This window comes from Eubacterium limosum (assembly GCF_000807675.2).
In the GTDB taxonomy this organism is placed as follows: Bacteria; Bacillota; Clostridia; order Eubacteriales; family Eubacteriaceae; genus Eubacterium; species Eubacterium limosum.
On record NZ_CP019962.1, the window covers coordinates 3072806 to 3096457 of the forward strand.

The following is a 23652-nucleotide window of genomic DNA, read 5'->3' on the forward strand; positions in this document are numbered from 1 at the left end:
ATCCTAAAGTAAGAAGGATTAAAGGCGTCAATGAAAAGGGGGTGAAAAATCAAAGTAATTGTGACGGTTATTGGCGCGTAAGGGAGTGTATCAGCGAAGGAACGTCATAAATTTAACACTGCCTCAAAGTATTAGGAGGAGTAAGTAATGAAAAAGTTAGTTTCTTTATTGATGGTTTTTGTTTTGGTAGCGATGCAGTTTCCGGCGACGCCGGTCAATGCGGAAAGCAGCAGCATCGCATGGGACGAATCCATCGCAAGTGCTTATAATGGGGGAAGCGGTTCCCCGGAAGATCCTTATTTAATTGCCAACGGAGCGCAGCTGGCGCGGATGGCTCAAGAGGTGAACAATGGTAACGAAGTTAACCGTAGTTATCAACTCACAGAAAATATTGATTTAGCTGTACAAAGCTGGGTGCCGATCGGTAATGCGGATTTTCCATTTACAGGTAATTTTAATGGGAATGGACACAGTATCTCCAATATGAAGGTTGGATATATTCAAAATGTGAGCAGAAGTGCCCGTAGCGAGACCAATTCATTGGATGATACAAGACGTTCTCAGGGCGTTGAAGTCCTGTATGATCCAGTGACAGAAGCGTTGGAGCAAGAGGCTGCGGCCATAAAGGCAGAAGTAGAGAGCGTAATCGCTAAAGAGGCCGCAGCTCAGGAAGAAACAGCCGCCTCAGAGGAAACACAGGCGGTGGAGGAAACGGATCCCGCAGAAGCAGCGGAGGCGCCTGAGGAAGATACGAGTGCCGATAGTGTCAGCACTGAAGACAGTGGCGCGATCAGAGCAGCGATGGAAGAATCGGTTATTTCAGTGGAATCTAAAGTGGCAAAACAAAATGAAGCGCCAGAAAATTTTTCGCTTTTTTCAACACAAGATCCGGGATATGAAGGTGATGCCGGATTATTTGGATATTTTGATTCAGGAATGATCGAAAAGGTAACCGTAAAAGAATCCGAGGTCACCGGTCGAAGATACACCGGAGGCATTGTCGGATATAGTGGTGTGAATGCAGTCATTGAACAGTGCTATTTTGACGGCGTTGTTAATAATAGTACAGTCGGTTATATCGGCGGTATTGTCGGCTATGCAGAAGGGCGTGTTTCCAATTGTACCAATATTGGAACCATTGGCAATGCAACCCCTGACAGTGCCTTTATTGGCGGTATTGCCGGGAAGCTTGAAGGCGATAAATTGATAAAGGACAGCTTTAACATCGGCAAAATTGGTTCCACGGATACAGTAGGAAGTAACGCAGGTGGGATTGTTGGCCGGGCGCCGAACGGCACGCTTACCAGATGTGCGAATCATGGGAGTGTCACTTTAAACTCAAACGATCAGGATAGCTTTATCAGCGGATTGGCTAGAGATATATACATTATAACGAATTCCTATAATACCGGTGATGTCTCAGGCTATTGGGCCAGTGGTTTAGGGGGAGTGATAACCGGAGGTTCACTGAAGAACTATAACGCAGGCCAAATCAGTGGAGGAAGAAACGCTGGCATAACCTGCCTGCTCGAGACCATGGGACAGTGGGAAGAAATTCAACTTACTGCCGGTACGATTCTTGTTCGGTCGCCATTCGTGCAGATGCGGCGTATCCCTATGGTGGCACACCAGTCATGGTGAATAAGGATTATATGCAAGATCCTGATTTTATAGGAATCATCGGCAGCCCGTTTATATACGATGATTATCAGAGAAATAATGGTTATCCCGTCATTGAGGGCGTAGAGTACTTCATCACCGCGCCACAAGGCCCAGGGGACTTTCAGACAGGAACCTTTAATTATGCGGGAGCAAGGGAAGAAGGTTCTCCAGACATAAAGAAGGATTACCCACAGACATACCACTACAGTGATGTCTATTTTGAACAAAAGGCGAGTCTTTATAATCCAAGTCTGGCAACCATGTCAATGTGTATGGTGATGTCCGGATTCAACAGCAATGCCGACGCGTCAAGATCTATTACCGATGATAATTCAAAGTATTCAGAAAAATATAAAAACGCTGAAAAGTTGTTAACCGATATCGGCTTTACTGACATTGAAGCCAATACCGATTACAAGATAAAACCGACCGAGAATTCCTTTGGTGTCATCACTGGCCATAAGGAGATCACCATCAATGGTAAGAAAAAGACACTAATCGCCCAGATCGGCAGAGGGGGTAATTATGGTGTCGAGTGGAGTGGAAATTTCATGGTCGGGGCAGCCGGCGAGCATCAGGGATTTGCAGACGCCAGGGATAAAGCTTACGGCTGGCTCACTAATTACATTAATGCGCACCGCAGTGACCAAAGCTTCCATGAAGAGGACGTTATGTTCTGGCTCACCGGATACAGCCGGGCCGCAGCGGTTACCAATTTGCTGGCCGGTAAATTGACCACAGATTTATCCATTGCAGGGATCAATTATAGTAATGAGGATCTATATGCCTACTGTTTAACACCGCCAATGGGCGCGCTCGCGAATGAGAGCGAATCCGAAAACCGATCTTATGCCAATATTCATAACGTTGTTAACCCCAATGATTTTGTGCCAAAGGTTGCCCCATCCGCATGGGACTTTACCCGATACGGTGTTGACGAAAAGGTAATCCCGGATCGACTGACAACAAGTAATGGCGCGATTTTCACAGAGATGTACGGAAAGCTCGATAAGTTGCATACCGATTGGGCAAAAGAATTATTAAAAACAACAACGGGTGGCTATGCACTGAATGATTTCCAGGGTAAAAAGCTATCGATTGGTACGGCTGAAAACCCGGATACAGGCGAGAATTATTTGATCAAGAATTCGGATATTGCGATGTCAAAATTTTTAGATCAATTGATGGATCTGGTTGCTGACAGCATCGGAAACCGGGGAATCTATGTTCAAAAATATCAGGCAACGGTAAGCGACCTCGGGGGAAGAGCCTTGGGAGATCCGGAAGAGCGTGAATTGTGGCAAACAACGATTCCTGCGTGCCTTAATACAGTCCTTGAAGAAAACATTCAAGAAGTTATAAATATCATTCTGAATACGCCAGGTACTTCTACGACAGATAAAATAAATCAAGCAGTTGATTTGCTCCTTGATTCCAGTCTGGATGCTCTTGAGAAAGAAGGAATTAATATTAGTCGAGAAGTGCTCTCGGATACTTTTGGTCTTATCTTAAGAGCAGGATTCGATAGCCTGCTTACATCCGGGGGAAGTGACATAATGACATTCTTCGCGAATATGAATCTATTGGCAAAACCCCATTATCCAGAGTTGTACTTTGCATGGCTGCAATTACATGATCCAAATTATGACGGCACACCGGAAACCTATATCAATACTTATAGAATTGCGAGTATCAGCGGCGATGCGGATGTCAGTGTCTACGATGCAGGCGGCGCTTTGGTGGCTCAGATTACGGACAATGAACCTGCGGAAATTGCGGACAGTACGATTGTGGCTTCAGTTGATGCGGGGACAGAAAAAAGTATCTATCTGCCGGCAGACGCGACTTATGACGTAAAGGTAGATGCAAAGGGAGAAGAGACAGTAAACTATGCTGTCAGAGAATATAACGGCGATACCGCTTCCTATGCAAAGATGGTCAACTATTATGATATCCCTGTTGCCTCGGGCGATCGCTTAGAAGGTATCGTTCCTGAATTTTCCAGCGAAGACGTGGCAAATACAAAGGATGGCTCAAGTGTCCCGTATGCGTTAGAAAAGGCTGAGAGTATACTGACACCATCATTGGAAGTAACAGGAGACGCCGCTCGTGAAGCTCTCTATAATGTTACCGTCACAAGTAATATGGAGGACAAGGGGCTTGCCTTTGGAACTGGAACGTACTGTGAAGGAGCAACAGTTCAAATGGTAGCGCTGCCTTTTGAAGGGAAACGCTTTATCGGATGGTATCAAGGTGATGAGCCTATATCTACAGACGCACGTTATGAGTTTACGGTTACTAAGGAAGTAAGCTTTACAGCGGTATTTGAGTAAGAATGGTTTTTTAAGTTACTGATAGAGAATTTTTACGATAAGTACCATTCGTTCAGTTTATAATAAATTTAGGGGCAAGGAACCATTGCCCCTTTTTTAGCTATATGGGTGTAAAAAGTTTTCTGCCCCACCGCAGAAGTATTCTATGAGGATTTATCGTAATGACTTCGTCAGAGTGATATGCAATTTTTGTGCGAAATATAGATATCGTCTTTTTTTAGATAGAATGGCAAAATTACAGCGTAAGCTGGTCAAGAATGGATTTAGAAAGATCCGTTTATATGATTCAAGGCATACGTACTGTTCACTGATGATCAATGCAAGAAACAGAGAGGGAGGGCCTGCCTTTTCGCCAAAAGAAATTCCAGATAAGACCGCAGCACTCATTAATGGCGATGGACAAGTTATAAATACCAATAAAATCAAGTTAGAAAAGTTAAAAAAAAACAGTTTAAACCATCCTAAAATGGCTTAAACTGGCGGTTCTATGAATGGTGGAGACGGTGGGAGTCGAACCCACGTCCGAAAATGCATTCACAGGAGCTTCTCCGAGCGCAGTCATTGATTAACGTTCGCCCTGCGGGATCTCCAATGACAAAGGTCCTGTAGAACTAGCCTCTTATGCGTTTGCGGACCGAGGCCCTTCCTCAAACGGTTCCCTGCTGTTATGAACGCTGATCTCCAAATCGCAGGTTAAATGGAGGAGCGTGCAGCAATTATTATGCTGCGGTAAGTCTTAATACGGGTTTAGACTGCAATTAAGCAGCTAAAGCCATACCGTAACTTCTGTTTTCTTTTGCGTTTATATTTAAGTGCCACTTTTAACGATGATCAGCGCATCGGCTCGCTACTCAAGCTTCAACATCCCCGTCGAAACCTTTACGTCCCCATTTAGGTATCTCTGAAAGCTAAACGCTATGCCGCAGATTTTTCTGGATACGCCGGTTAGCGTCCCGCTCTGCGATGGTGTGCCGTTTGTCATAGAGTTTTTTCCCCTTAGCCAGTGCCAGCTCAAGCTTAACCCGCCCGTTTTTAAAATACAGGGACAAAGGCACCAGGGTATAACCCTCGCGCTGCTTAAGCCCAATAAGCTTGCGGATCTGCTGTTTATGTAAGAGCAGCTTTCTCGGACGCATGGGGTCTTTGTTATAAATGTTCCCGTGCTCGTAAGGGGTAATGTTCATTTGATAAACATAAACTTCGCCGTCTTTGATGTCGGCATGGCTTTCCTTCAGGCTGGCCTTGCCCTGGCGGAGGGATTTAACCTCGGTTCCGGCAAGGACGATTCCGCATTCATAGGTTTCTTCGATGAAGTAATCGTGCCGGGCTTTTTTGTTCTTGGCAATGACTTTGACTGAATCGGCCATAGCACCCATTTCCTTTCTTTCAGATAGTATTTTATTATACCAGAACCAAAGCGATTAATCAAGGGGTAAATTTGTGGGACAGGGGCGGCTTATGGCCGTCCCTGCTTTGGTGTCTGGGCAATTTCAAAATCGATCTGCCGGTTGTTGATGTCGGCGTGAATGAGTTTGACGGTGACATCCTGCCCCAGCTTGTAAATTTTTCCAAAGCGTTCGCCTATTTGCTGGTGCATTTCCTCGTCGTAATAATAGTAGTCGTCCTTCAGACTCTGGAGACGAACCAAGCCTTCGATGGTATTGGGAAGCTCTACAAAAAAGCCAAAGGAGGTCACACCGCTGATCTGGCCTGAGAAGGTTTCGCCGATATGCCTTGACATATACTCAACCATTTTGATCTTGTCCACCTCACGCTCAATATCGTCTGCCCGGCGTTCCCGTTCAGAGCAATGCTTTGCCATCTCGTCAATATGGCCCTTCAGGAATTTTACCTCCTTGGGGTTGACTGTGTGCGCCATGACCTTGGAAAGGGTCCGGTGGACAGCCAGGTCGGGATAACGGCGGATCGGCGAGGTGAAATGGGTATAATAGCCGGCGCCCAGGGCGTAGTGCCCCTTACAGCTGCCTTCGTAAACGGCCTGCTGCATGGTCCGCAGCATCAGACGGGTAATGACGTTTTCCTCGGAGGAATCTTCAATATCCTTTTGAAGCCTCTGGAAATCCTTCCCCGTCACTGGCGTGTCCTCTTCACCGAGGCTGAAGCCAAAGCGTCCGATAAAGGTGCGGAAAGCTGTGAGCTTTTCGGGATCGGGCTCGGGGTGGTTGCGGAAGATAAAGGGCAGGCCGGTCTTTTCGATATGGGCAGCGACTGTTTCGTTGGCAGCCAGCATAAACTCCTCGATGATCCGTTCGGAGATTCCGCGTTCCAGGGCGACAATCTCACAGGGGTAACCCTTTTTGTCCAGCGTGATTTTGGGCTCTGGAAAATCAAAATCGACTGCGCCCCGGCGGATCCGGCGTTCATTGTAGAGTACGGACATCAGCGCCTCCATTTGAAAGAGCGTGCGCTCAAAGGGCTCAAGGGCCGCGGTATCTTCATCGTGGGCGCCGTCCAGCAGCCGGTTTACCTGGCGGTAGGTCATGCGGGCAGCCGAGTGAATTACGGATTTAAAAATATCGTAGCTCAGGATGTTGCCCTTGCTGTCAATCTCCATGATACAGCTCATGGTCAGACGGTCCACGTCTGGCTTGAGGCTGCACACATTGTTAGAAAGATTGAAGGGGAGCATCGGGATTACCTGGTCGATGGCATAAATGCTGGTGCCGCGCTCGTAGGCCTCCAGGTCAATGGCGCCCCGCTCGGTGATATAGTTGCTGACATCTGCGATATGAACGCCCAGCACATAATGGCCCTTTTCGTTCATATTCAGAGAGACGGCATCGTCAAAATCCTTGGCGTCGTCGCCGTCAATGGTAAAGATCGTCTCGCCTCTCAGGTCAACGCGGTCTTTTAACATTTCGGGTGTGACTGTGTCACTCAGCATATTGGCGTCCCGGAGAGTCTCCTCGGAAAATTCCATGGGCACGTCAAATTCTCTGAAGATGGACAGAACGTCAATCCTCGGGTCGTCGGCGTTTCCGAGTACCTCCACGATACGGCCCTCGGGATTTTGGCCGCCTTCGGGCCAGACCGTTACGCTTACGACAACCTTGTCATTGGTGTGGGCGCCGTACATATAGCGTTCGGGAATAAAGATATCTTTGTTGAGCTTGTCGTTATCCGGGATGACAAAGCCAAAGTTTTTGTGCTGCTCGAAACGGCCGACCAGCTTGCTACGGCCGCGCTCCAGCACTTTGACAATTTCGCCTTCCGCCCGGCGGTCCTTTGCGGCTGTGAGGAGGCGCACCTCCACGCGGTCCATGTCCAGAGCGCCGTTTAAGGAGCTGGGGGCAATAAAAATGTCCTGATCCATGCTCTCATCGTCCGGGGTCACAAAGCCAAAGCCTCTAGAGTGCCCCTGGAGGATTCCGGTAATTCTTTTTTCGTCCTTGATGTTGACATAGCGTTCCTGATGGTCGCAGGCGATTTTGCCCTTCCGCACCATCTCGGTCAGCAGGTTGTTCAGCATCTGTTTATCTTTTTTATTGTGAAGATCCAAAAGGTATGCCAGATCCTTAAAGCGCATCGGCCTGTATCTGGAGCTTTCGATTACGGACTTCACCATCTTTTTTAAGTCTTTTGTTTTCATAATGCCTCATTTTCTGTATAATATATAACCTTTATAGGTTCATTCTAACAGAGTAAAGTCTTAAACTCAATCAATTACATAAAATTAACCGCTGCTCTCAGAAGAAAACAGCGGTTAGAGGATCAATCCTTTAACGCAGAGATGGATGCAGCGATCTGGGCGGCTTTTTCAAAAACCTCGGGCTGCTTGGATAAATCGGGCTTCATATCCGGCGTGTAGATTATGCCGTCCTGCGCCATCAGCGCAAGTCCGCTCATTTCGCAGACATCACCCACACCACAGGTCATACAGGCGATGGGGGTTTGAACATTTAAAAACTCCGGCGCCGGCAGACGGTGGTAGTTGACGAAAAAGTCGGTCAGGCCCTTTTGGGCAACCTCTGGACTGGTACCGGAGGAAACCACACAAATAATTTTCTTAAGCTTAAGCTTGACGCCCAGGTGGCGCAGAGCAAACCAGCGCTCCAGAAAAACATGAGTCATGGCGTTAAAGCCCAGAGAAAACGCGTAATAGGTGGGAAAGCCAAGAATCAGGACATCTGCCTCCATAAGACAGGACTGGATATGATCCCAGCCGTCCTGCTGTACACAGCGGTTTGTATGGACACAGCGCATACAGCCAAGGCAAGGGTGCAGTTCGTAGTCGCTCAGATAAATAAGTTCCTGATCGACACCCTCCAGATTATTTGAGAGGTACTCAACGACCTGGGCGGTGTTCCCGTCCTTGCGAGGAGAACCAACAACCGATAAAACCTTCATAACAATACTCCTTCTCCCTTATATAATGTAGGTATTCCTTAAAGAACAATATAGCAGAGAAGCCTTTTAAAAACAATGATAAAAAAATGTAAAAAATTTCAGAAAAGGTATTGACATTCCTAAAGCATCGTCGTATAATAATGAAGCTGTCGCAAGTGAGGTGGCAAGTGAGTGAGAAATCACCACTTAGCAAAAAGTTTTTTTAAAAAAGTTCAAAAAGAACTTGACAGAGAAAAAACAAGATGCTAAAATATAGAAGTTCTCTCGCAAGAGGAAACAACGATTACAGCGCAGAGCTGTAAGGGTCATAGAAAAGAGAATAGTACCATAAAACCTGAAATTCCAGCTGATGAGAATCAGCAAAGGATAAAAACGCAAGTGCGATGAACACTTCAAAAAATCATCAAATGAACCAGATCAAGAAGCCGAAAGGCTAAACGATAAAACTATTTATTGAGAGTTTGATCCTGGCTCAGGACGAACGCTGGCGGTATGCTTAACACATGCAAGTCGAACGAGAAGGTTTTGATGGATCCTTCGGGTGACATTAGAACTGGAAAGTGGCGAACGGGTGAGTAACGCGTGGGTAACCTGCCCTATGGAAAGGAATAGCCTCGGGAAACTGGGAGTAAAGCCTTATATTATGGTTTTGTCGCATGGCAAGATCATGAAAACTCCGGTGCCATAGGATGGACCCGCGTCCCATTAGCTAGTTGGTGAGATAACAGCCCACCAAGGCGACGATGGGTAACCGGTCTGAGAGGGCGAACGGTCACACTGGAACTGAGACACGGTCCAGACTCCTACGGGAGGCAGCAGTGGGGAATATTGCGCAATGGGGGCAACCCTGACGCAGCAATACCGCGTGAGTGAAGAAGGTTTTCGGATCGTAAAGCTCTGTTATTGGGGAAGAAGAATGACGGTACCCAATGAGGAAGTCCCGGCTAACTACGTGCCAGCAGCCGCGGTAATACGTAGGGGACAAGCGTTGTCCGGAATGACTGGGCGTAAAGGGCGCGTAGGCGGTCTATTAAGTCTGATGTGAAAGGTACCGGCTCAACCGGTGAAGTGCATTGGAAACTGGTAGACTTGAGTATTGGAGAGGCAAGTGGAATTCCTAGTGTAGCGGTGAAATGCGTAGATATTAGGAGGAACACCAGCGGCGAAGGCGGCTTGCTGGACAAATACTGACGCTGAGGTGCGAAAGCGTGGGGAGCGAACAGGATTAGATACCCTGGTAGTCCACGCCGTAAACGATGAATGCTAGGTGTTGGGGAAACTCAGTGCCGCAGTTAACACAATAAGCATTCCGCCTGGGGAGTACGACCGCAAGGTTGAAACTCAAAGGAATTGACGGGGACCCGCACAAGCAGCGGAGCATGTGGTTTAATTCGAAGCAACGCGAAGAACCTTACCAGGTCTTGACATCCTCTGACGAGCCTAGAGATAGGAAGTTTCCTTCGGGAACAGAGAGACAGGTGGTGCATGGTTGTCGTCAGCTCGTGTCGTGAGATGTTGGGTTAAGTCCCGCAACGAGCGCAACCCCTGCCTTTAGTTGCCAGCATTAAGTTGGGCACTCTAGAGGGACTGCCGTAGACAATACGGAGGAAGGTGGGGACGACGTCAAATCATCATGCCCCTTATGACCTGGGCTACACACGTGCTACAATGGTCTGAACAGAGGGCCGCGAAGCCGCGAGGTGAAGCAAATCCCTTAAAACAGATCCCAGTTCGGATTGCAGGCTGCAACTCGCCTGCATGAAGTTGGAGTTGCTAGTAATCGCGGATCAGAATGCCGCGGTGAATGCGTTCCCGGGTCTTGTACACACCGCCCGTCACACCACGAGAGTTGGCAACACCCGAAGCCTGTGAGAGAACCGCAAGGACTCAGCAGTCGAAGGTGGGGCTAGTAATTGGGGTGAAGTCGTAACAAGGTAGCCGTATCGGAAGGTGCGGCTGGATCACCTCCTTTCTAGGGAACAGGAAGTCATGGTACTATTTTCTTTTGTATGACCCAAAGTCATACACAAAAATGATAATCTGGGGGTGTAGCTCAGTTGGGAGAGCACCTGCCTTGCAAGCAGGGGGTCAGGAGTTCGAATCTCCTCATCTCCACCATCTTATCATAAAAAGCAATTGCGGGGGCGTGGCTCAGTTGGGAGAGCGTCTGCTTCGCATGCAGAAGGTCAGGAGTTCGAGTCTCCTCGTCTCCACCATATTGATAATAAAATATGGGCTTGTAGCTCAGGTGGTTAGAGCGCACGCCTGATAAGCGTGAGGTCGGAGGTTCAAGTCCTCCCAAGCCCACCATGATTAAACATCATACATTGGTCATTGAAAACAACATAAAGAAAAAAGAGTAAAGAGCAAATATTAAACAAAGTAAAAAACTTCTTAATAAATGCAATTTCAAAAACAACATTCTTTTGAGCTCAGAAAGAGAACAAAAGAAAAACAAAACGAAATGCGAAAGCATTCGTGGAGATCAAGAAACAAAGAGCACAGGGTGAATGCCTTGGCACTGGGAGCCGAAGAAGGACGCGACAAGCTGCGAAAAGCCACGTTTAGGAGCACATATCCGTTGAGACGTGGGTGTCCGAATGGGGAAACCCGGCGGTCAGAAGGGCCGTCACCGTTAAGTGAATCCATAGCTTAACGGAGGGAACCCGGGGAACTGAAACATCTTAGTACCCGGAGGAAAAGAAAGAAACATCGATTCCTTAAGTAGCGGCGAGCGAACGAGGAAGAGCCCAGAATCCATCAATCATTTCCGTTTAGCAGAAGGGCATGGGAAGGCCCCGCAAAGAGCGTAAGACGCGCGTATGCGAAAAGCCGAGATGAGGAGATTCGAGGAGTACCACGGGACACGTGAAACCCTGTGGGAAGATGGGGGGCCCACCCCCCAAGGCTAAATACTACCCAGTGACCGATAGCGGAAAGTACCGTGAGGGAAAGGTGAAAAGAACCCCGGGAGGGGAGTGAAATAGAAACTGAAACCCTGTGCTTACAAGCAGCTGGAGCGCAAGTGACAGTGTGCTTTTTGTAGAACGGGCCAACGAGTTACGGTATGTAGCGAGGTTAAGCACTTCAGGTGCGGAGCCGAAGCGAAAGCGAGTCTGAATAGGGCGCCTTAGTTGCATGCTGTAGACCCGAAACCGTGTGATCTATCCATGACCAGGGTGAAGCTTGGGTAAAACCAAGTGGAGGCCCGAACCAGTGTCTGTTGAAAAAGGCTTGGATGAGTTGTGGATAGGGGTGAAATTCCAATCGAACACGGAGATAGCTGGTTCTCCCCGAAATAGCTTTAGGGCTAGCGTTCTGTGATGAATGACGGAGGTAGAGCACTGAATTGGGTAGGGGGCGTCAAGCTTACCGAACCATATCAAACTCCGAATGCCGTGCATTTTAACAGGGCAGTCAGACAGTGGGAGATAAGTTTCATTGTCAAAAGGGAAACAGCCCAGACCATCCGCTAAGGTCCCCAAGTACTGATTAAGTGGGAAAGGATGTGTCACTGCACAAACAACCAGGATGTTGGCTTAGAAGCAGCCATACATTTAAAGAGTGCGTAATAGCTCACTGGTCGAGTGGTGGTGCGCCGAAAATGAACGGGGCTAAAATCAGGCACCGAAGCGATGGATTGTACCATAAGGTACAGTGGTAGGGGAGCAATCTCTTAGGGGCGAAGCCATTTCGTAAGGGATGGTGGACTTAAGAGAAGAGAGAATGTTGGCATGAGTAGCGAAAGTGAAGTGAGAATCTTCACCATCGAAAGCCCAAGGTTTCCTGAGGAAGGCTCGTCCGCTCAGGGTTAGTCGGGGCCTAAGCCGAGGTCAAAAGACGTAGGCGATGGACAACTGGTTGAAATTCCAGTACTACCTCAATGCGTTTGAGAAATGGAGTGACACAGAAGGATAAGCGAACCCGGCCGTTGGAAGAGCCGGGGCAAGCAGTGAGACTGCAGCGGGAGGCAAATCCCCCATTGCATAAGGTCAAGCTGTGATGCGGAACGAAAAATAAGTAGGGAAGTCGCCGATTTCACGCTGTCAAGAAAAGCTTCTATCGAGCAAAGAGGTACCCGTACCGTAAACCGACACAGGTAGGCGAGGAGAGAATCCTAAGATGAGCGGGAGAAGTGTTGTTAAGGAACTCGGCAAAATGACTCCGTAACTTCGGGAGAAGGAGTGCCCCTTCGGGGGCCGCAGAGAAGAGGCTCAAGCGACTGTTTAGCAAAAACACAGGTCTCTGCTAAATCGAAAGATGACGTATAGGGGCTGACGCCTGCCCGGTGCTGGAAGGTTAAGGGGAGTGCTTAGCGTAAGCGAAGGTGCGAACTTAAGCCCCAGTAAACGGCGGCCGTAACTATAACGGTCCTAAGGTAGCGAAATTCCTTGTCAGGTAAGTTCTGACCCGCACGAAAGGCGTAACGATTTGAGCGCTGTCTCGACAACACACCCGGTGAAATTGTAGTACTCGTGAAGATGCGAGTTACCCGCGACAGGACGGAAAGACCCCGTAGAGCTTTACTGTAGTCTGGCATTGAGTTTTGATATAACATGTACAGGATAGGTGGGAGGCAGAGAAGCATGCACGCCAGTGTGTGCCGAGCCATTGTTGGGATACCACTCTTGTTATATTGGAATTCTAACGCGTTGCCGTAATCCGGCAAGCGGACAGTGTCAGATGGGCAGTTTGACTGGGGCGGTCGCCTCCTAAAAAGTATCGGAGGCGCCCAAAGTTACCCTCAGGATGGTTGGAAACCATCTGTAAGAGTGCAAAGGCAGAAGGGTGATTGACTGCGAGAGAGACATCTCGAGCAGAGACGAAAGTCGGGCTTAGTGATCCGGTGGTTCCGAGTGGAAGGGCCATCGCTCAACGGATAAAAGCTACCTCGGGGATAACAGGCTTATCTCCCCCAAGAGTCCACATCGACGGGGAGGTTTGGCACCTCGATGTCGGCTCGTCTCATCCTGGGGCTGAAGCAGGTCCCAAGGGTTGGGCTGTTCGCCCATTAAAGAGGCACGCGAGCTGGGTTCAGAACGTCGTGAGACAGTTCGGTCCCTATCCGTCGTGGGCGTAAGATATTTGAAAGGAGCTGTTCCTAGTACGAGAGGACCGGAATGGACAAACCGCTGGTGCACCAGTTGTTCCGCCAGGAGCATCGCTGGGTAGCTAAGTTTGGAAGGGATAAGTGCTGAAGGCATCTAAGCACGAAGCCCCCCTTAAGATAAGATATCTCATTCGAAAGAAGTAAGGCCTCTGGAAGACGACCAGGTAGATAGGCTGGAGGTGGAAGTGCAGCAATGTATGGAGCTGACCAGTACTAATCGGCCGAGGTCTTGATCCCATCAAGACATTTTGAAAACTCTTTTCCTTTATGTTGTTTTGAGTGACCAAAACAACCGAATAAAAACGCAAGATTGATCTCGTGATGATGGCGAAGGGGAAACACCTGTTTACATACCGAACACAGAAGTAAAGTCCTTCAGCGCTGAAAGTACTTGGTGGGCAACTGCCTGGGAGGATAGGACATCGCGGGGTCTTAAATAATCCTCAGTAGCTCAACGGTGGAGCACTCGGCTGTTAACCGATAGGCTGTAGGTTCGAATCCTACCTGGGGAGCCATTTGAAGACAAACGGATATGGATAAGCAGGAACTTTTCCATATCCGTCTTTTTAAGCCAAAGACATTTGGCCCCTTGGTCAAGCGGTTAAGACACCGCCCTTTCACGGCGGTTACGGGGGTTCGAATCCCCCAGGGGTCACCATTTTTAATAACACCATGCGGCCTGGTAGTTCAGTTGGTTAGAATGCCAGCCTGTCACGCTGGAGGTCGAGAGTTCGAGTCTCTTCCAGGTCGCCATTTTTATCTTAATATCTGATATTATTTAAGCTGATGTGGCTCAATTGGCATAAGCAGAGAACCCAAATCTGTGATTTGGCGTGAATCGTTTAGTCAGGCAGATGGCCGGGAGTAGCAACTGTTCGAATTGGAATTTAATAGGTTTATCATTAAGCTGATGTGGCTCAATTGGCATAAGCAGAGAACCCAAATCTGTGATTTGGCGTGAATCGCTTAGTCAGGCAGATGGCCGGGAGCAGCAGCTGTTCGAATTGGAATTTAATAGGTTTATCATTAAGCTGATGTGGCTCAATTGGCAGAGCAGCTGATTTGTAATCAGCAGGTTGTAGGTTCAAGTCCTATCATCAGCTCCATTTTTATTTTGGGGAGATGCCCGAGTGGCTAAAGGGGGCGGACTGTAAATCCGTTGACTGAGTCTACGATGGTTCGAATCCATCTCTCCCCACCACTTTTTATGACCCATTAGCTCAGTTGGTAGAGCATCTGACTTTTAATCAGGGTGTCGGGCGTTCAAGTCGCCCATGGGTCACCATTTTAGAAGATATGGCAGCTGTGAAAACAGTTGCTTTTTTTATTTAAAGAATAACTTAGGCGGCTTGAACGCTAAGAGAGGGAGACTGCACCCTTTATCCAGATAAGAATAAAGGTCCAGGCGTTGCGGCAGACGGCCGGGAATCGACTCGTATTGCTGAAGGAGCCGGCCACTGGAGAGATAAATCTTCTACTTTAGTGAAGAAGAAACGCGTGTGAAGGCGGCACCCGCAGGACACTTTTTTCCTCCTTAGGTAAAGGGCTCCGTCTTCTAAAGCTTTTTGATACTCTAAGCAGCTGTGAAAGCAGTTGCTTTTTTTTATTTAAAGAACAACCCAGGCGGCTTGAATGCTGAGAAGGGGACATGGCGCGCTGTTTTGGCGTGTCATCTCACAAGGATTTGGTGAAAAATTGCGTTGGGGCTGAGTGCGCAGGATGGTGTGTCGTTTTGGCATGTCGCCTTATTCCATTTAAAAAGAACCTTTGGCTGGATCTGCCAAAGGTTCTTTTTGATAGTATGGGCTAGATGGCCCAGTCGCCGTTTACAAAGATCGGGACCTGTGTGCCGTCGGCCTGGATGCCGGTGATGCTGAGGTCTTCGGTGCCGACCATGAAATCGACGTGGGTGGTGGAGTAGTTGAGCCCTGCTTCTTTGAGCTCGTCCACGCTCATGCTGGAGCCGTCCTTGACGCAGGTGGGGTAGGCGGCGCCCAGAGCGAAGTGGCAGGAGGCGTTTTCGTCGAACAGGGTATTGTCGAACAGGATATCCATATCGGAAATGGGAGAGTGGTAGGGAACGAAGGAGATCTCACCCAGGTAGTTGGAGCCTTCGCTGGCTTCGACGAGGTTTTTGAGGGCTTCTTCGCCGGTTTCGGCCTGGTAGCTTACGACCTTGCCGTCTTTAAAGGTCAGCGAGAAGTTGTCGATGAGCTGGCCGTTATAGACGAGTGGATGGGAGCTGACCAGGGTGCCGTTGACCTTGTCCTTATGCGGGGCGGAGAACACTTCCTCGGTTGGGATATTGGGGAAGAACTCGACGCCGTCTGCGGCTTTTTCGCTGCCGCCGGCCCAGATATGGTTTTCGGGCATGCCGACTTCAATGTCGGTACCCAGGCTGTTTTTATAGATGAATTTGACAAACTGGCTGTGGTTGAGGAAGCGGGTTTTATCCTCAAAGCTTTTATTGAACTGGTGCCAGGCAGCAATGGGGTCATCCTGGTCGGCCCGGGTGGCTTTGAAGATAGACTCCCAGAGCATATCGACAGCGGTTTCGGGTTCGACGCCGGGGAATACCTTGGCGGCCCAGCCGACTGTGGGCACGGAGACTACGCACCAGCGGCACTCATTATTCATCATGGCCATGTGGTAGGCTTCGGTGGCGCTCTGGATAGCGGCTGAGGCGGTTTTGATCTTTTCGGGGTCAACGTCTTTCAGGAGGTCGGGATCGTCGGCGTAGACGGAGATGAGGGCTGAGCCTTTTTCGACGGCGTCGTTCTGCTTGGCCACGAACCAGTCGGGCACTTCCTTAAACACGTCGAGATCGGCGTGGGTATAGCGGATTTTGCTGAATTTTTCGTCGCTGTAATTGATGCTGACGTCTCTGGCGCCGGCTTTGTAGGCCTCTTCGGCCAGGGCTCTGGCGAACTCGCTGCACTCGATGGGGGAATTGACGACCAGGTTCTGGTCCTTTTGAATGTTGACGCCGATGCGGACAGCCAGTTTAGCCAGCTTTTGTAAATTTTCTTTCTGCATGATTATCTCCTTTATAGATAGTAGGGTTTTTCACCATAGAGTAAATTCTGTAAAAAATCGAGGGTATCGGCATCGGGCATGGTTTTGTTGGAAAGCTCCTTGTCAAAAACCATGAGCTGCCGGGTTCTGGTGTTGTAGAAGGGCCAGAACATCATATTTTTGTATTCGCCGCCGGTATTGGGATTGCCGGTTTTCATAAAATTGGTCCAGTGGGTCTGCATCTGGTCGGACAGGATGCTGATTTTGCTGATCCGCATTTTTCCGATGGCGTTGCCGAAAACAAAGGGCAGCTCCAGGGAGTGGGCGGTGTCGAGCCCGACGATTTTAAGGATTGCGGGATCGTAGTTAAAGTTGTAAAAAAACACATTGCGCCCGGCGTCGGCAAAGTAGTCGGCGATGATGCGCATGCCCAGAATAAAGCCGGTATGGGTAAAGATGGCTTCGAGCTGGCGTTCGGCTTTGCGCTCGTCCTCGATGGGGAAGCGTTCAAACACAGCTGGGGCGTTGTCGGCGCCGAAGAGATCATAGATCATCATCTGGTAGGAGCCGAAGTTGTTGTTGCTCTTGAAGAACAGGGTGGCCTCGTTGGTGTTGTAGCCGATGAGCAGATCGACGGCGTTGTAGTCGCCGTTTTTCAGGGCCTGCATGGGGTCTTTTGGCAGGATGACGCCGTCGAATACGGGCCAGAAGGAAAAGCGCAGGGGCAGGGCGCGGTCGGCCTTGATCATGGACAGGTAGGCCATGGCCTCTGCCGGGGCTTCCCGGAGTTTTTCAAGCCCCTCTGGGCTGTCGTCTGCGCCGAAGATCTGGGCAAAGTCTTTCCCCATGGCAATGGATTTTGCAAGGTTGCCCTTGGCCCGGGTGCAGAAGGCTCCGATGGACAGGATGGAGCCGCTCTCGACGATGGCCCGGTGGAACAGGCCCTTGGCCAGCGGGCTGAGCAGCAGGCCGGTCACACTGAAAGCGCCGGCGGATTCGCCGCCCAGGGTGATGTTTTCGGGATCGCCGCCGAAGGCTTCGATGTTTTCCCGCACCCACTTCAGCGCCTGGATCTGGTCGAGGAGGCCGAAGTTGCCCGCGCTGCCGGATTCCTCTTCCATGGCCCCGAGGGTTAAAAAGCCGAAGGCGCCGAGGCGGTAGTTAAAGGTAACGACCACCACGCCCCGCTCGGCCATATTGGTGCCGTCGAACATGAGCTCGGAGCCGGAGCCGGTGGCAAAGCCGCCGCCGTGGACGTAGACGTAAACGGGGCGTTTTTCCCCGGGCGCGGTGGCCGGGGTCCAGACGTTGAGGTACAGGCAGTCCTCGCTTTTTCCGATGGCACTGTACATGGGCGGGAGATCGGCCAGAATGCCGCCGAACTGGAGGCATTTATCGCTGAATTCAAAGCATTCGCGCGGGCTGATCCAGGCCGGGGCGGGCTCTGGCGGCCGGAACCGCAGGGGGCCCACCGGCGGTTTGGCAAAGGGAATGCCCTTGTAGCTGGTGACGTTTTTTCGGAAAACGCCGGTGACGGGGCCGCAGGGCGGATAGATGGTGGGATTGGGGGGCAGGGGGGCTTCTGCGTTGGGGATAATGCTAAAATTCAGATTCATAAGGCCTCCTTTTCGGCTATGATGACAGGGTTTTGGGTGTAATCGCGGTGGTAGCGGTACTGCTTTTCGCAGAACAGGCTGAACAGGTCGGTGGCGCGGGCGTCGAAATCGAAGCAGGCGCGCTGGTCGGGGCTCAGCCTTGTGATATTGGCGCGGGTGTTGGTGATGACGGGCAGGCCGTCCTGTTCGCGGATGGCCTTTAGCAGCGCCCGGCCCTTTTCGTTAAAGCCCAGAACCCGGAGGCAGGGCACAAAGCCGGGGGCTGCGAAGCGGCTGAGATCGCGGGCCTCAAAGCCCATGGACAGGTTCATTAAAATTCGCCGTATCCGGCTTTTGGGCGCGCGTTTTGAGGTAAGGGTATCCACAATGCTGTCGTAGCTTCCGCTTGCGCCCAAGGCCTTTTTAAGCTTAAATTCGAGGCCTTTCTCCATATAGGGCAGGGTTCTGAAGCGGGCCAGATCCTGGGAGTGGATCTGGCTGAGCAGGGCCTTGGCGTAGCTTTCCTCCCAGGGGACGCGCGCTTCTTTAAGATAGCTTAAGAGCAGGGCGGGGTCGTATGGGAGCAGGGGTTTTAGCGCCTGGGCGCCAGCGCCGGGGGCGGCCAGCAGCTGCCGGATGGCGGTGGCGCTGGCGTAGCGGCTCTGGGCCTGGGTGTCGTGGTAGGCGTTTCCCTGCCGCTTTATGGTGACGGGCCGGATGGCGCTGTGGGTGCGGCGCAGGGCTTTGAGATATTCTATACCCAGAATATTGTTGGGCTCCCGCAGATAAGATGCGGATTTTTCGCCATAGGTGGCTTTAAAAGCAAGCTCCCGGGCCTTTGGAAAGGCCAGGCCCTGGCCGAGAAAGGCCTTGAGGGCCTCCCTGAAGGCGGGCGTCTCAAAGGCGAGGCTCTGGGCCACTGCGCTCAGTGCCTCGAGGTCGCCGGCCTCGGAGCCAAAGCAGAGGGTGTCGCACACGCCGGTGGCGTTTAAGATTTTGACAGCGCCGGCGGCAAAGTACTCGGCGCTCTGGGCGGCGTAGCAGAAGGGGAGCTCGCAGACCAGATCGGCCCCGGACAGCAGGGCGGTGCGGGCGCGCAGCCATTTATCGGCTACGGCAAAGGTGCCCCGCTGGACCACGCTTCCGCTCATGAGCGCCAGGGTGTGGGTGCTGCCGGCGGCCTCTTTTCCCGCCTGTATCTGGTAGGCGTGGCCGTTGTGAAAGGGATTGTATTCGCAGATGATGGCCTGGGTTTGCATGCTTTCCTCCAACTGAGCAATAATTTAGCCCAAAAAAACAAAAAAATAATGGCATTATTGGTTTGTTACTGTTATTATATACTAGTGTAGTTCAATTATAAATTGTTTATCTGAAAAAGACAATAAAAGGAGAAAAAATTTAAAAATGAATGTACTTGTTATTAATTGCGGTAGCTCATCACTGAAATATCAGTTGCTGGATATGGACACTGAAACAGTGTTGGCAAAAGGTTTAGCTGAGAGAATCGGTATTGACGGCGCTGTTGTGGTTCACCAGCCGGCTGGTAAAGATAAGGTTAAGTTTGAACAGCCAATGGAAACACACAAGGAAGCTCTGGATATTATTATGGCGGCCCTGGTTGACGCGGACCACGGCGTGATCAAGGATCTTAAGGAAATTGACGCTGTCGGTCACAGAACCGTTCACGGCGCTGAAACTTTTGCGAGCTCTGTTGTTATCAATGATGAAGTGATTAAGAAAATGGAAGACTGCTCTGAGCTGGCGCCGCTTCACAATCCTGCCAACTTAATCGGGATTCGTGCCTGTGAAGAACTGCTGCCGGGCGTACCGATGGTCGGCGTGTTTGACACGGCTTTCCACCAGACCATGCCGGCAGAAGCTTATATCTACCCGCTGCCGTATGAAATGTACGAAAAATACAGAATCCGTAAATACGGTTTCCACGGCACCTCCCACCGTTTTGTCAGCCTGACGGCTGCTGAGCTGCTGGGTGAAAACATCGGCAACTTAAAATTAATTTCCTGTCACTTAGGAAACGGCGCGAGTGTGGCTGCGATCCGCTATGGCAAATGTATTGACACTTCCATGGGCTTAACCCCGCTGGCTGGCCTTGAAATGGGTACCCGCTGCGGCGATATTGACCCGGCCATCATTCCTTTCTTATGTGACAAGGGATACACTGTGGATCAGGTTAACACCATGATGAACAAGGAATCCGGCGTGCTGGGCGTTTCCGGCGTAAGCTCGGACTTCCGTGATGTTGAAGCGGCGGCTGAAGCGGGCAATGAACGCGCTAAGCTGGCGCTGGATATCTTTATCTACCGTGTAAAAACCACCATCGGCGCTTATGTAGCGGCCATGGACGGCGTTGACGGCATTATCTTTACAGCCGGCCTGGGTGAAAACTCTGCCAAGGACCGCGCAGCGGTCTGCAGCGGCTTAAAATACCTGGGCATCCAGTTGGACGAAGAAAAGAACAGCAAACGCGGCGAAGCGCTTGTGATCTCGACTCCAGACTCCAGAACCAAGGTAATGGTGATCCCGACCAACGAAGAATTAATGATCGCCCGCGATACCGTTGAATTAGTTGGTTAAGCATCAGTAAAACAATCACACAGAGATGGCGTGTCATATGGGCACGCCATCTTAGTGTCCGGAGGCATAAAAATCCCGTATTTTTAAGCTTTCGTCAGCCTTTGAAATTTGTGGCCCGTTTGTAAAGATTTTTACTTGACAAAATGGGCAATCCTATATATAATGAGGATTGCCCATTTGGAGTTATGAAATGATTATTAATGTTTTAAAATTATTAAATGATGAAACCCTGAATTATGAATTTCGTCTGTTTCAGGATGATCTCAAAGGATATGGGGACGATTATGAGGGAAAGCTGGATGAAAACGGCGCTTTGGTAAAGGGCAGCAATAAAAAGCTCGGGGCTACTGAGTTTTTGATGAAGTTTACTTTGACCGGAGTGATTGTTTATCCCTGCGCCCGCTGTCTTACACCCACCCCCGTTAGCAGTGTCTTTGAATTCGAGGACACAATCGAAACGGACCCGGGTACGGAGACCATTGATATGGTGCCCTATGTTGAGGAGTGTCTCTTTATCAACGAGCCGTTTAAGGTTTTGTGTGACGAAGACTGTAAGGGGTTATGTCCAAGTTGTGGAGCAAACTTAAATCAAGAACAATGCAGTTGCGGGGATGACTCGGATATTGATCCGAGGATGGAAGCCCTTAAAAAGCTACTGTAAGATGTGACTTAAACATAGGAGGTGTAAAAGATGGCAGTACCAAAGAGTAAAATTTCTAAATCTAGAAGAGACAAGAGAAGAACACATTACAAACTGAATATCCCTGGTATGAGCGTATGCCCAAAATGTGGTGAAATCAAATTACCACACCGCGTATGCAAATCCTGCGGAACCTATAAAGATGTAAATGTAATGATTGAAGACTAAACAGAGTTCCGACTCTGTTTTTTCTCTATACGGAGTTATTTTTAGGAAGGTGTTAACGTGAATATATTCGTCGATGCAATGGGCGGCGACAACGCGCCGGTCGAGATTGTCAAAGGCGCAGTGGACGCAGTCAAGGAATACGGTGTGGCCCTCACCCTTGTGGGTAAGGAGGACATCGTAAAGCAGGAGCTGGCAAAATATACCTATCCACAGGATAAGATAAAGGTGCTCCACGCGCAGACCGTCATCGGTTTTGACGAGGAGCCGGCAATGGCGATCCGCAGAAAAGAGGATTCCTCGCTGGTGGTGGCCTTAAACGCAATGAAGGGCGATCCTGACAGTGTGCTCATTTCAGCGGGCAGCACAGGCGCGCTGCTTTCCGGCGGGCTTCTTAAACTGGGAAGGATCAAGGGGATCAAGCGTCCGGCGCTGGCGGCTGCGCTGCCAAAGGACGGCGGCGTGGTGCTGCTCATTGATACCGGGGCCAATGCAGACTGCAAGTCCGAGTATCTGGAACAGTTCGCCATGCTGGGACATGTCTATTTTGAGAGCGTTTTGGGTAAAAAGAATCCTAAGGTGGGCCTGGTCAACATTGGCTCTGAGGAGGAAAAGGGCAGCATCATGGTCAAGGAAGCTTACCAGCTGCTTAAAAACAGTGACCTGAATTTTGTGGGCAATGTCGAAGCCCGGGATATTCCCACGACCGATGTGGATATACTGGTGTGCGACGGCTTTACAGGCAACATTGTGCTCAAGCTGCTCGAGGGCCTGTCCAGCTACCTGATGAAAGGGATCAAAAAATCCATCATGGGCTCTGCCAAGGGCAAGATCGGCGGGGCGCTCATCAAAAACGACCTGAAACAGTTCAAGAAGCAGTTTGACTCAGACGAAGCCGGCGGAGCACCGTTTTTGGGCGTGAAGGGCGGCATCATCAAGGCCCACGGCAGCAGTGGCGCCTATGCCATCAAAAACGCCATTAACCAGAGCATTAAGTTTATTGACAATGATGTTCTGGGCAAAATCACTGCCAAACTACAGGAAGAAAAGGCAGTTAAGGAACAGGAGAAAGAATAATGGAAGAAAAATTTGCAAAAGTTCAGGAAATTATCGCGGAACAGCTGGAGCTTGATCCGGCAAAGATCACCATGGAATCCTCTTTGATGGAGGATCTGGAAGCAGACTCTCTGGACGTCATTGAGCTGGTCATGGCCTTTGAGGAAGAATTCGGCGTTAAAATGCCGGACGAAGAGCTTGAAAATATTAAAACCGTTGGTGATATCGTAAACGCACTAAACTAAACAAAAGTCCCTTTGCGGACTTTTCTTTCGTTTTGGCCTGAATTTAACAGGTTTTACTTATATGAAAAGGCTGGCCGCCCGGGGGAAGGCGGCCGCCGCACTAAAAAGCGAGGTGGAAAAGAATGAAGAGAATTGAAGATCGCATTGCTTACACATTTAAGGACAAGGAACTTCTGAAGGTGGCGCTGACCCACAGCTCACATTCAGGAACGACCACGAACAATGAACGCCTGGAGTTTTTGGGGGATGCAGTATTGGAGCTGATTATCAGCGAGTATTTGTTTAAATACAACAAGCTTTCCGAGGGAAAGATGACGAAAATCCGCTCCAATATTGTATGTGCCGAATCCTTGTCCCAGGCCGCCTCTGACCTGAATCTGGGGGAATATATGCTCCTTGGCAAGGGGGAAATTGTAACCGGGGGCAGAAAACGCAAATCCAATCTGGCCAACGCCTTTGAGGCAGTGATGGGCGCGGTATTTTTAGACAGCGACTATGACACCACCAAAAAGGTCGTGCTGGGAACCCTTGAAAAAAACATCGAGCTGGCCCTGAGCGGCGGGCTCATCAAGGATTACAAAACCGAGCTTCAGGAGCAGATCCAGAAGCACAGTGACAATGCCATCGAGTATGTGCTGGAAAAATCCGAGGGGCCGGAGCACAACAAGACCTTTTTCATCGACCTGACCTTTAACGGTGTGGTCGTGAGCAAGGGGACCGGCAAGAGTAAGAAAGAAGCCGAGCAGAACGCGGCGAAAAACTATCTGTTTAAAGACAAAAAGAGTGAATAAAAAGAGGAGGTGTGCGG

Annotated in this window: 15 protein-coding genes, 9 tRNA genes, 3 rRNA genes and 1 other RNA gene; 21 read left to right on the plus strand and 7 right to left on the minus strand. The window is 49.9% G+C overall.

What is annotated here, in order from left to right:
* The first annotated feature begins 147 nt into the window (after nucleotides 1–147).
* From B2M23_RS14335 to B2M23_RS14345, 3 genes are all read left to right on the plus strand, one after another.
* Nucleotides 148–1641 carry a GLUG motif-containing protein gene (locus B2M23_RS14335; RefSeq protein WP_038350625.1) on the plus strand — a complete coding sequence of 498 codons (1494 nt, stop codon included), beginning with the start codon at nucleotides 148–150 and terminating at the stop codon, nucleotides 1639–1641.
* Complete coding sequence (locus B2M23_RS14340) at nucleotides 1635–3995, plus strand: InlB B-repeat-containing protein (RefSeq protein ID WP_038350624.1); 2361 nt, start codon at nucleotides 1635–1637, stop codon at nucleotides 3993–3995. The genes B2M23_RS14335 and B2M23_RS14340 overlap by 7 nt, the downstream gene beginning before the upstream one ends.
* Before the next feature lie 226 nt (nucleotides 3996–4221).
* Nucleotides 4222–4470: a hypothetical protein gene (locus B2M23_RS14345; protein ID WP_152025453.1), complete on the plus strand. Its 249-nt coding sequence runs from the start codon at nucleotides 4222–4224 to the stop codon at nucleotides 4468–4470.
* A gap of 17 nt (nucleotides 4471–4487) precedes the next feature.
* Here the strand turns inward: B2M23_RS14345 and ssrA are convergent.
* From ssrA to B2M23_RS14365, 4 genes are all read right to left on the minus strand, one after another.
* Nucleotides 4488–4884, minus strand: a transfer-messenger RNA (tmRNA) gene (gene ssrA / locus B2M23_RS14350).
* Between the two features lie 19 nt (nucleotides 4885–4903).
* Complete coding sequence (gene smpB, locus B2M23_RS14355; RefSeq protein WP_038350622.1) at nucleotides 4904–5362, minus strand: SsrA-binding protein SmpB; 459 nt, start codon at nucleotides 5360–5362, stop codon at nucleotides 4904–4906.
* Nucleotides 5363–5451: 89 nt separating this feature from the next.
* A complete protein-coding gene (gene rnr / locus B2M23_RS14360) occupies nucleotides 5452–7605 on the minus strand; it encodes a ribonuclease R (RefSeq protein WP_038350621.1) in 2154 nt (717 codons plus the stop codon).
* Between the two features lie 122 nt (nucleotides 7606–7727).
* Nucleotides 7728–8363 (minus strand): flavodoxin family protein, encoded by a 636-nt coding sequence (locus B2M23_RS14365; RefSeq protein ID WP_038350620.1) that lies wholly within the window; start codon nucleotides 8361–8363, stop codon nucleotides 7728–7730.
* 449 nt (nucleotides 8364–8812) lie between these two features.
* Between B2M23_RS14365 and B2M23_RS14370 the strand changes: the two genes are divergently transcribed.
* From B2M23_RS14370 to B2M23_RS14425, 12 genes are all read left to right on the plus strand, one after another.
* Nucleotides 8813–10335: ribosomal RNA gene (locus B2M23_RS14370) — 16S ribosomal RNA — on the plus strand.
* 70 nt (nucleotides 10336–10405) lie between these two features.
* Nucleotides 10406–10481: transfer RNA gene (locus tag B2M23_RS14375), tRNA-Ala, on the plus strand.
* Nucleotides 10482–10503: 22 nt separating this feature from the next.
* Nucleotides 10504–10579 (plus strand) — tRNA-Ala (locus B2M23_RS14380).
* Between the two features lie 17 nt (nucleotides 10580–10596).
* A tRNA-Ile gene (locus B2M23_RS14385) sits at nucleotides 10597–10673 on the plus strand.
* Between the two features lie 173 nt (nucleotides 10674–10846).
* Nucleotides 10847–13710: ribosomal RNA gene (locus B2M23_RS14390) — 23S ribosomal RNA — on the plus strand.
* A gap of 77 nt (nucleotides 13711–13787) precedes the next feature.
* A 5S ribosomal RNA gene (gene rrf / locus B2M23_RS14395) occupies nucleotides 13788–13904 on the plus strand.
* Together the 16S, 23S and 5S rRNA genes with 9 tRNA genes alongside form the textbook arrangement of a ribosomal RNA operon.
* 9 nt (nucleotides 13905–13913) lie before the next feature.
* Nucleotides 13914–13988, plus strand: a tRNA-Asn gene (locus B2M23_RS14400).
* A 68-nt stretch (nucleotides 13989–14056) separates the two neighbouring features.
* Nucleotides 14057–14131, plus strand: a tRNA-Glu gene (locus B2M23_RS14405).
* Between the two features lie 18 nt (nucleotides 14132–14149).
* Nucleotides 14150–14226, plus strand: a tRNA-Asp gene (locus tag B2M23_RS14410).
* 277 nt (nucleotides 14227–14503) lie between these two features.
* Nucleotides 14504–14579, plus strand: a tRNA-Thr gene (locus tag B2M23_RS14415).
* A 10-nt stretch (nucleotides 14580–14589) separates the two neighbouring features.
* Nucleotides 14590–14674: transfer RNA gene (locus tag B2M23_RS14420), tRNA-Tyr, on the plus strand.
* Nucleotides 14675–14682: 8 nt separating this feature from the next.
* A tRNA-Lys gene (locus B2M23_RS14425) sits at nucleotides 14683–14758 on the plus strand.
* Nucleotides 14759–15279: 521 nt separating this feature from the next.
* Here B2M23_RS14425 and B2M23_RS14430 read toward each other — a convergent pair.
* From B2M23_RS14430 to B2M23_RS14440, 3 genes are read right to left on the minus strand one after another with little or no spacing between them, the layout of a single operon-like run.
* Nucleotides 15280–16509 (minus strand): aminopeptidase, encoded by a 1230-nt coding sequence (locus tag B2M23_RS14430; protein ID WP_038354232.1) that lies wholly within the window; start codon nucleotides 16507–16509, stop codon nucleotides 15280–15282.
* An 11-nt stretch (nucleotides 16510–16520) separates the two neighbouring features.
* Nucleotides 16521–18104 carry a carboxylesterase/lipase family protein gene (locus B2M23_RS14435; RefSeq protein ID WP_013381196.1) on the minus strand — a complete coding sequence of 528 codons (1584 nt, stop codon included), beginning with the start codon at nucleotides 18102–18104 and terminating at the stop codon, nucleotides 16521–16523.
* Nucleotides 18101–19342 (minus strand): tRNA(Met) cytidine acetate ligase, encoded by a 1242-nt coding sequence (locus tag B2M23_RS14440; RefSeq protein WP_052237506.1) that lies wholly within the window; start codon nucleotides 19340–19342, stop codon nucleotides 18101–18103. The genes B2M23_RS14435 and B2M23_RS14440 overlap by 4 nt, the downstream gene beginning before the upstream one ends.
* Nucleotides 19343–19487: 145 nt before the next feature.
* Here B2M23_RS14440 and B2M23_RS14445 point away from each other — a divergent pair, with 145 nt between their 5' ends.
* The 6 genes from B2M23_RS14445 to rnc all read left to right on the plus strand — a co-directional run bounded on the left by B2M23_RS14445 (nucleotide 19488) and on the right by rnc (nucleotide 23635).
* A complete protein-coding gene (locus B2M23_RS14445; protein ID WP_038354231.1) occupies nucleotides 19488–20678 on the plus strand; it encodes an acetate/propionate family kinase in 1191 nt (396 codons plus the stop codon).
* 190 nt (nucleotides 20679–20868) lie between these two features.
* The gene (locus B2M23_RS14450; protein WP_038354230.1) at nucleotides 20869–21339 is read left to right on the plus strand and encodes a YceD family protein; all 471 of its coding nucleotides are present in this window, start codon (nucleotides 20869–20871) and stop codon (nucleotides 21337–21339) included.
* 30 nt (nucleotides 21340–21369) lie between these two features.
* Nucleotides 21370–21546 (plus strand): 50S ribosomal protein L32, encoded by a 177-nt coding sequence (gene rpmF, locus B2M23_RS14455; RefSeq protein WP_013381192.1) that lies wholly within the window; start codon nucleotides 21370–21372, stop codon nucleotides 21544–21546.
* 57 nt (nucleotides 21547–21603) lie between these two features.
* Nucleotides 21604–22620: a phosphate acyltransferase PlsX gene (gene plsX, locus B2M23_RS14460; RefSeq protein ID WP_038354229.1), complete on the plus strand. Its 1017-nt coding sequence runs from the start codon at nucleotides 21604–21606 to the stop codon at nucleotides 22618–22620.
* Nucleotides 22620–22844 (plus strand): acyl carrier protein, encoded by a 225-nt coding sequence (gene acpP, locus B2M23_RS14465; RefSeq protein WP_013381190.1) that lies wholly within the window; start codon nucleotides 22620–22622, stop codon nucleotides 22842–22844. The genes plsX and acpP overlap by 1 nt, the downstream gene beginning before the upstream one ends.
* A gap of 122 nt (nucleotides 22845–22966) precedes the next feature.
* Nucleotides 22967–23635, plus strand: a complete 669-nt coding sequence (gene rnc, locus B2M23_RS14470; RefSeq protein WP_038354228.1) for a ribonuclease III — start codon at nucleotides 22967–22969, stop codon at nucleotides 23633–23635.
* The last annotated feature ends 17 nt before the right edge of the window (nucleotides 23636–23652 follow it).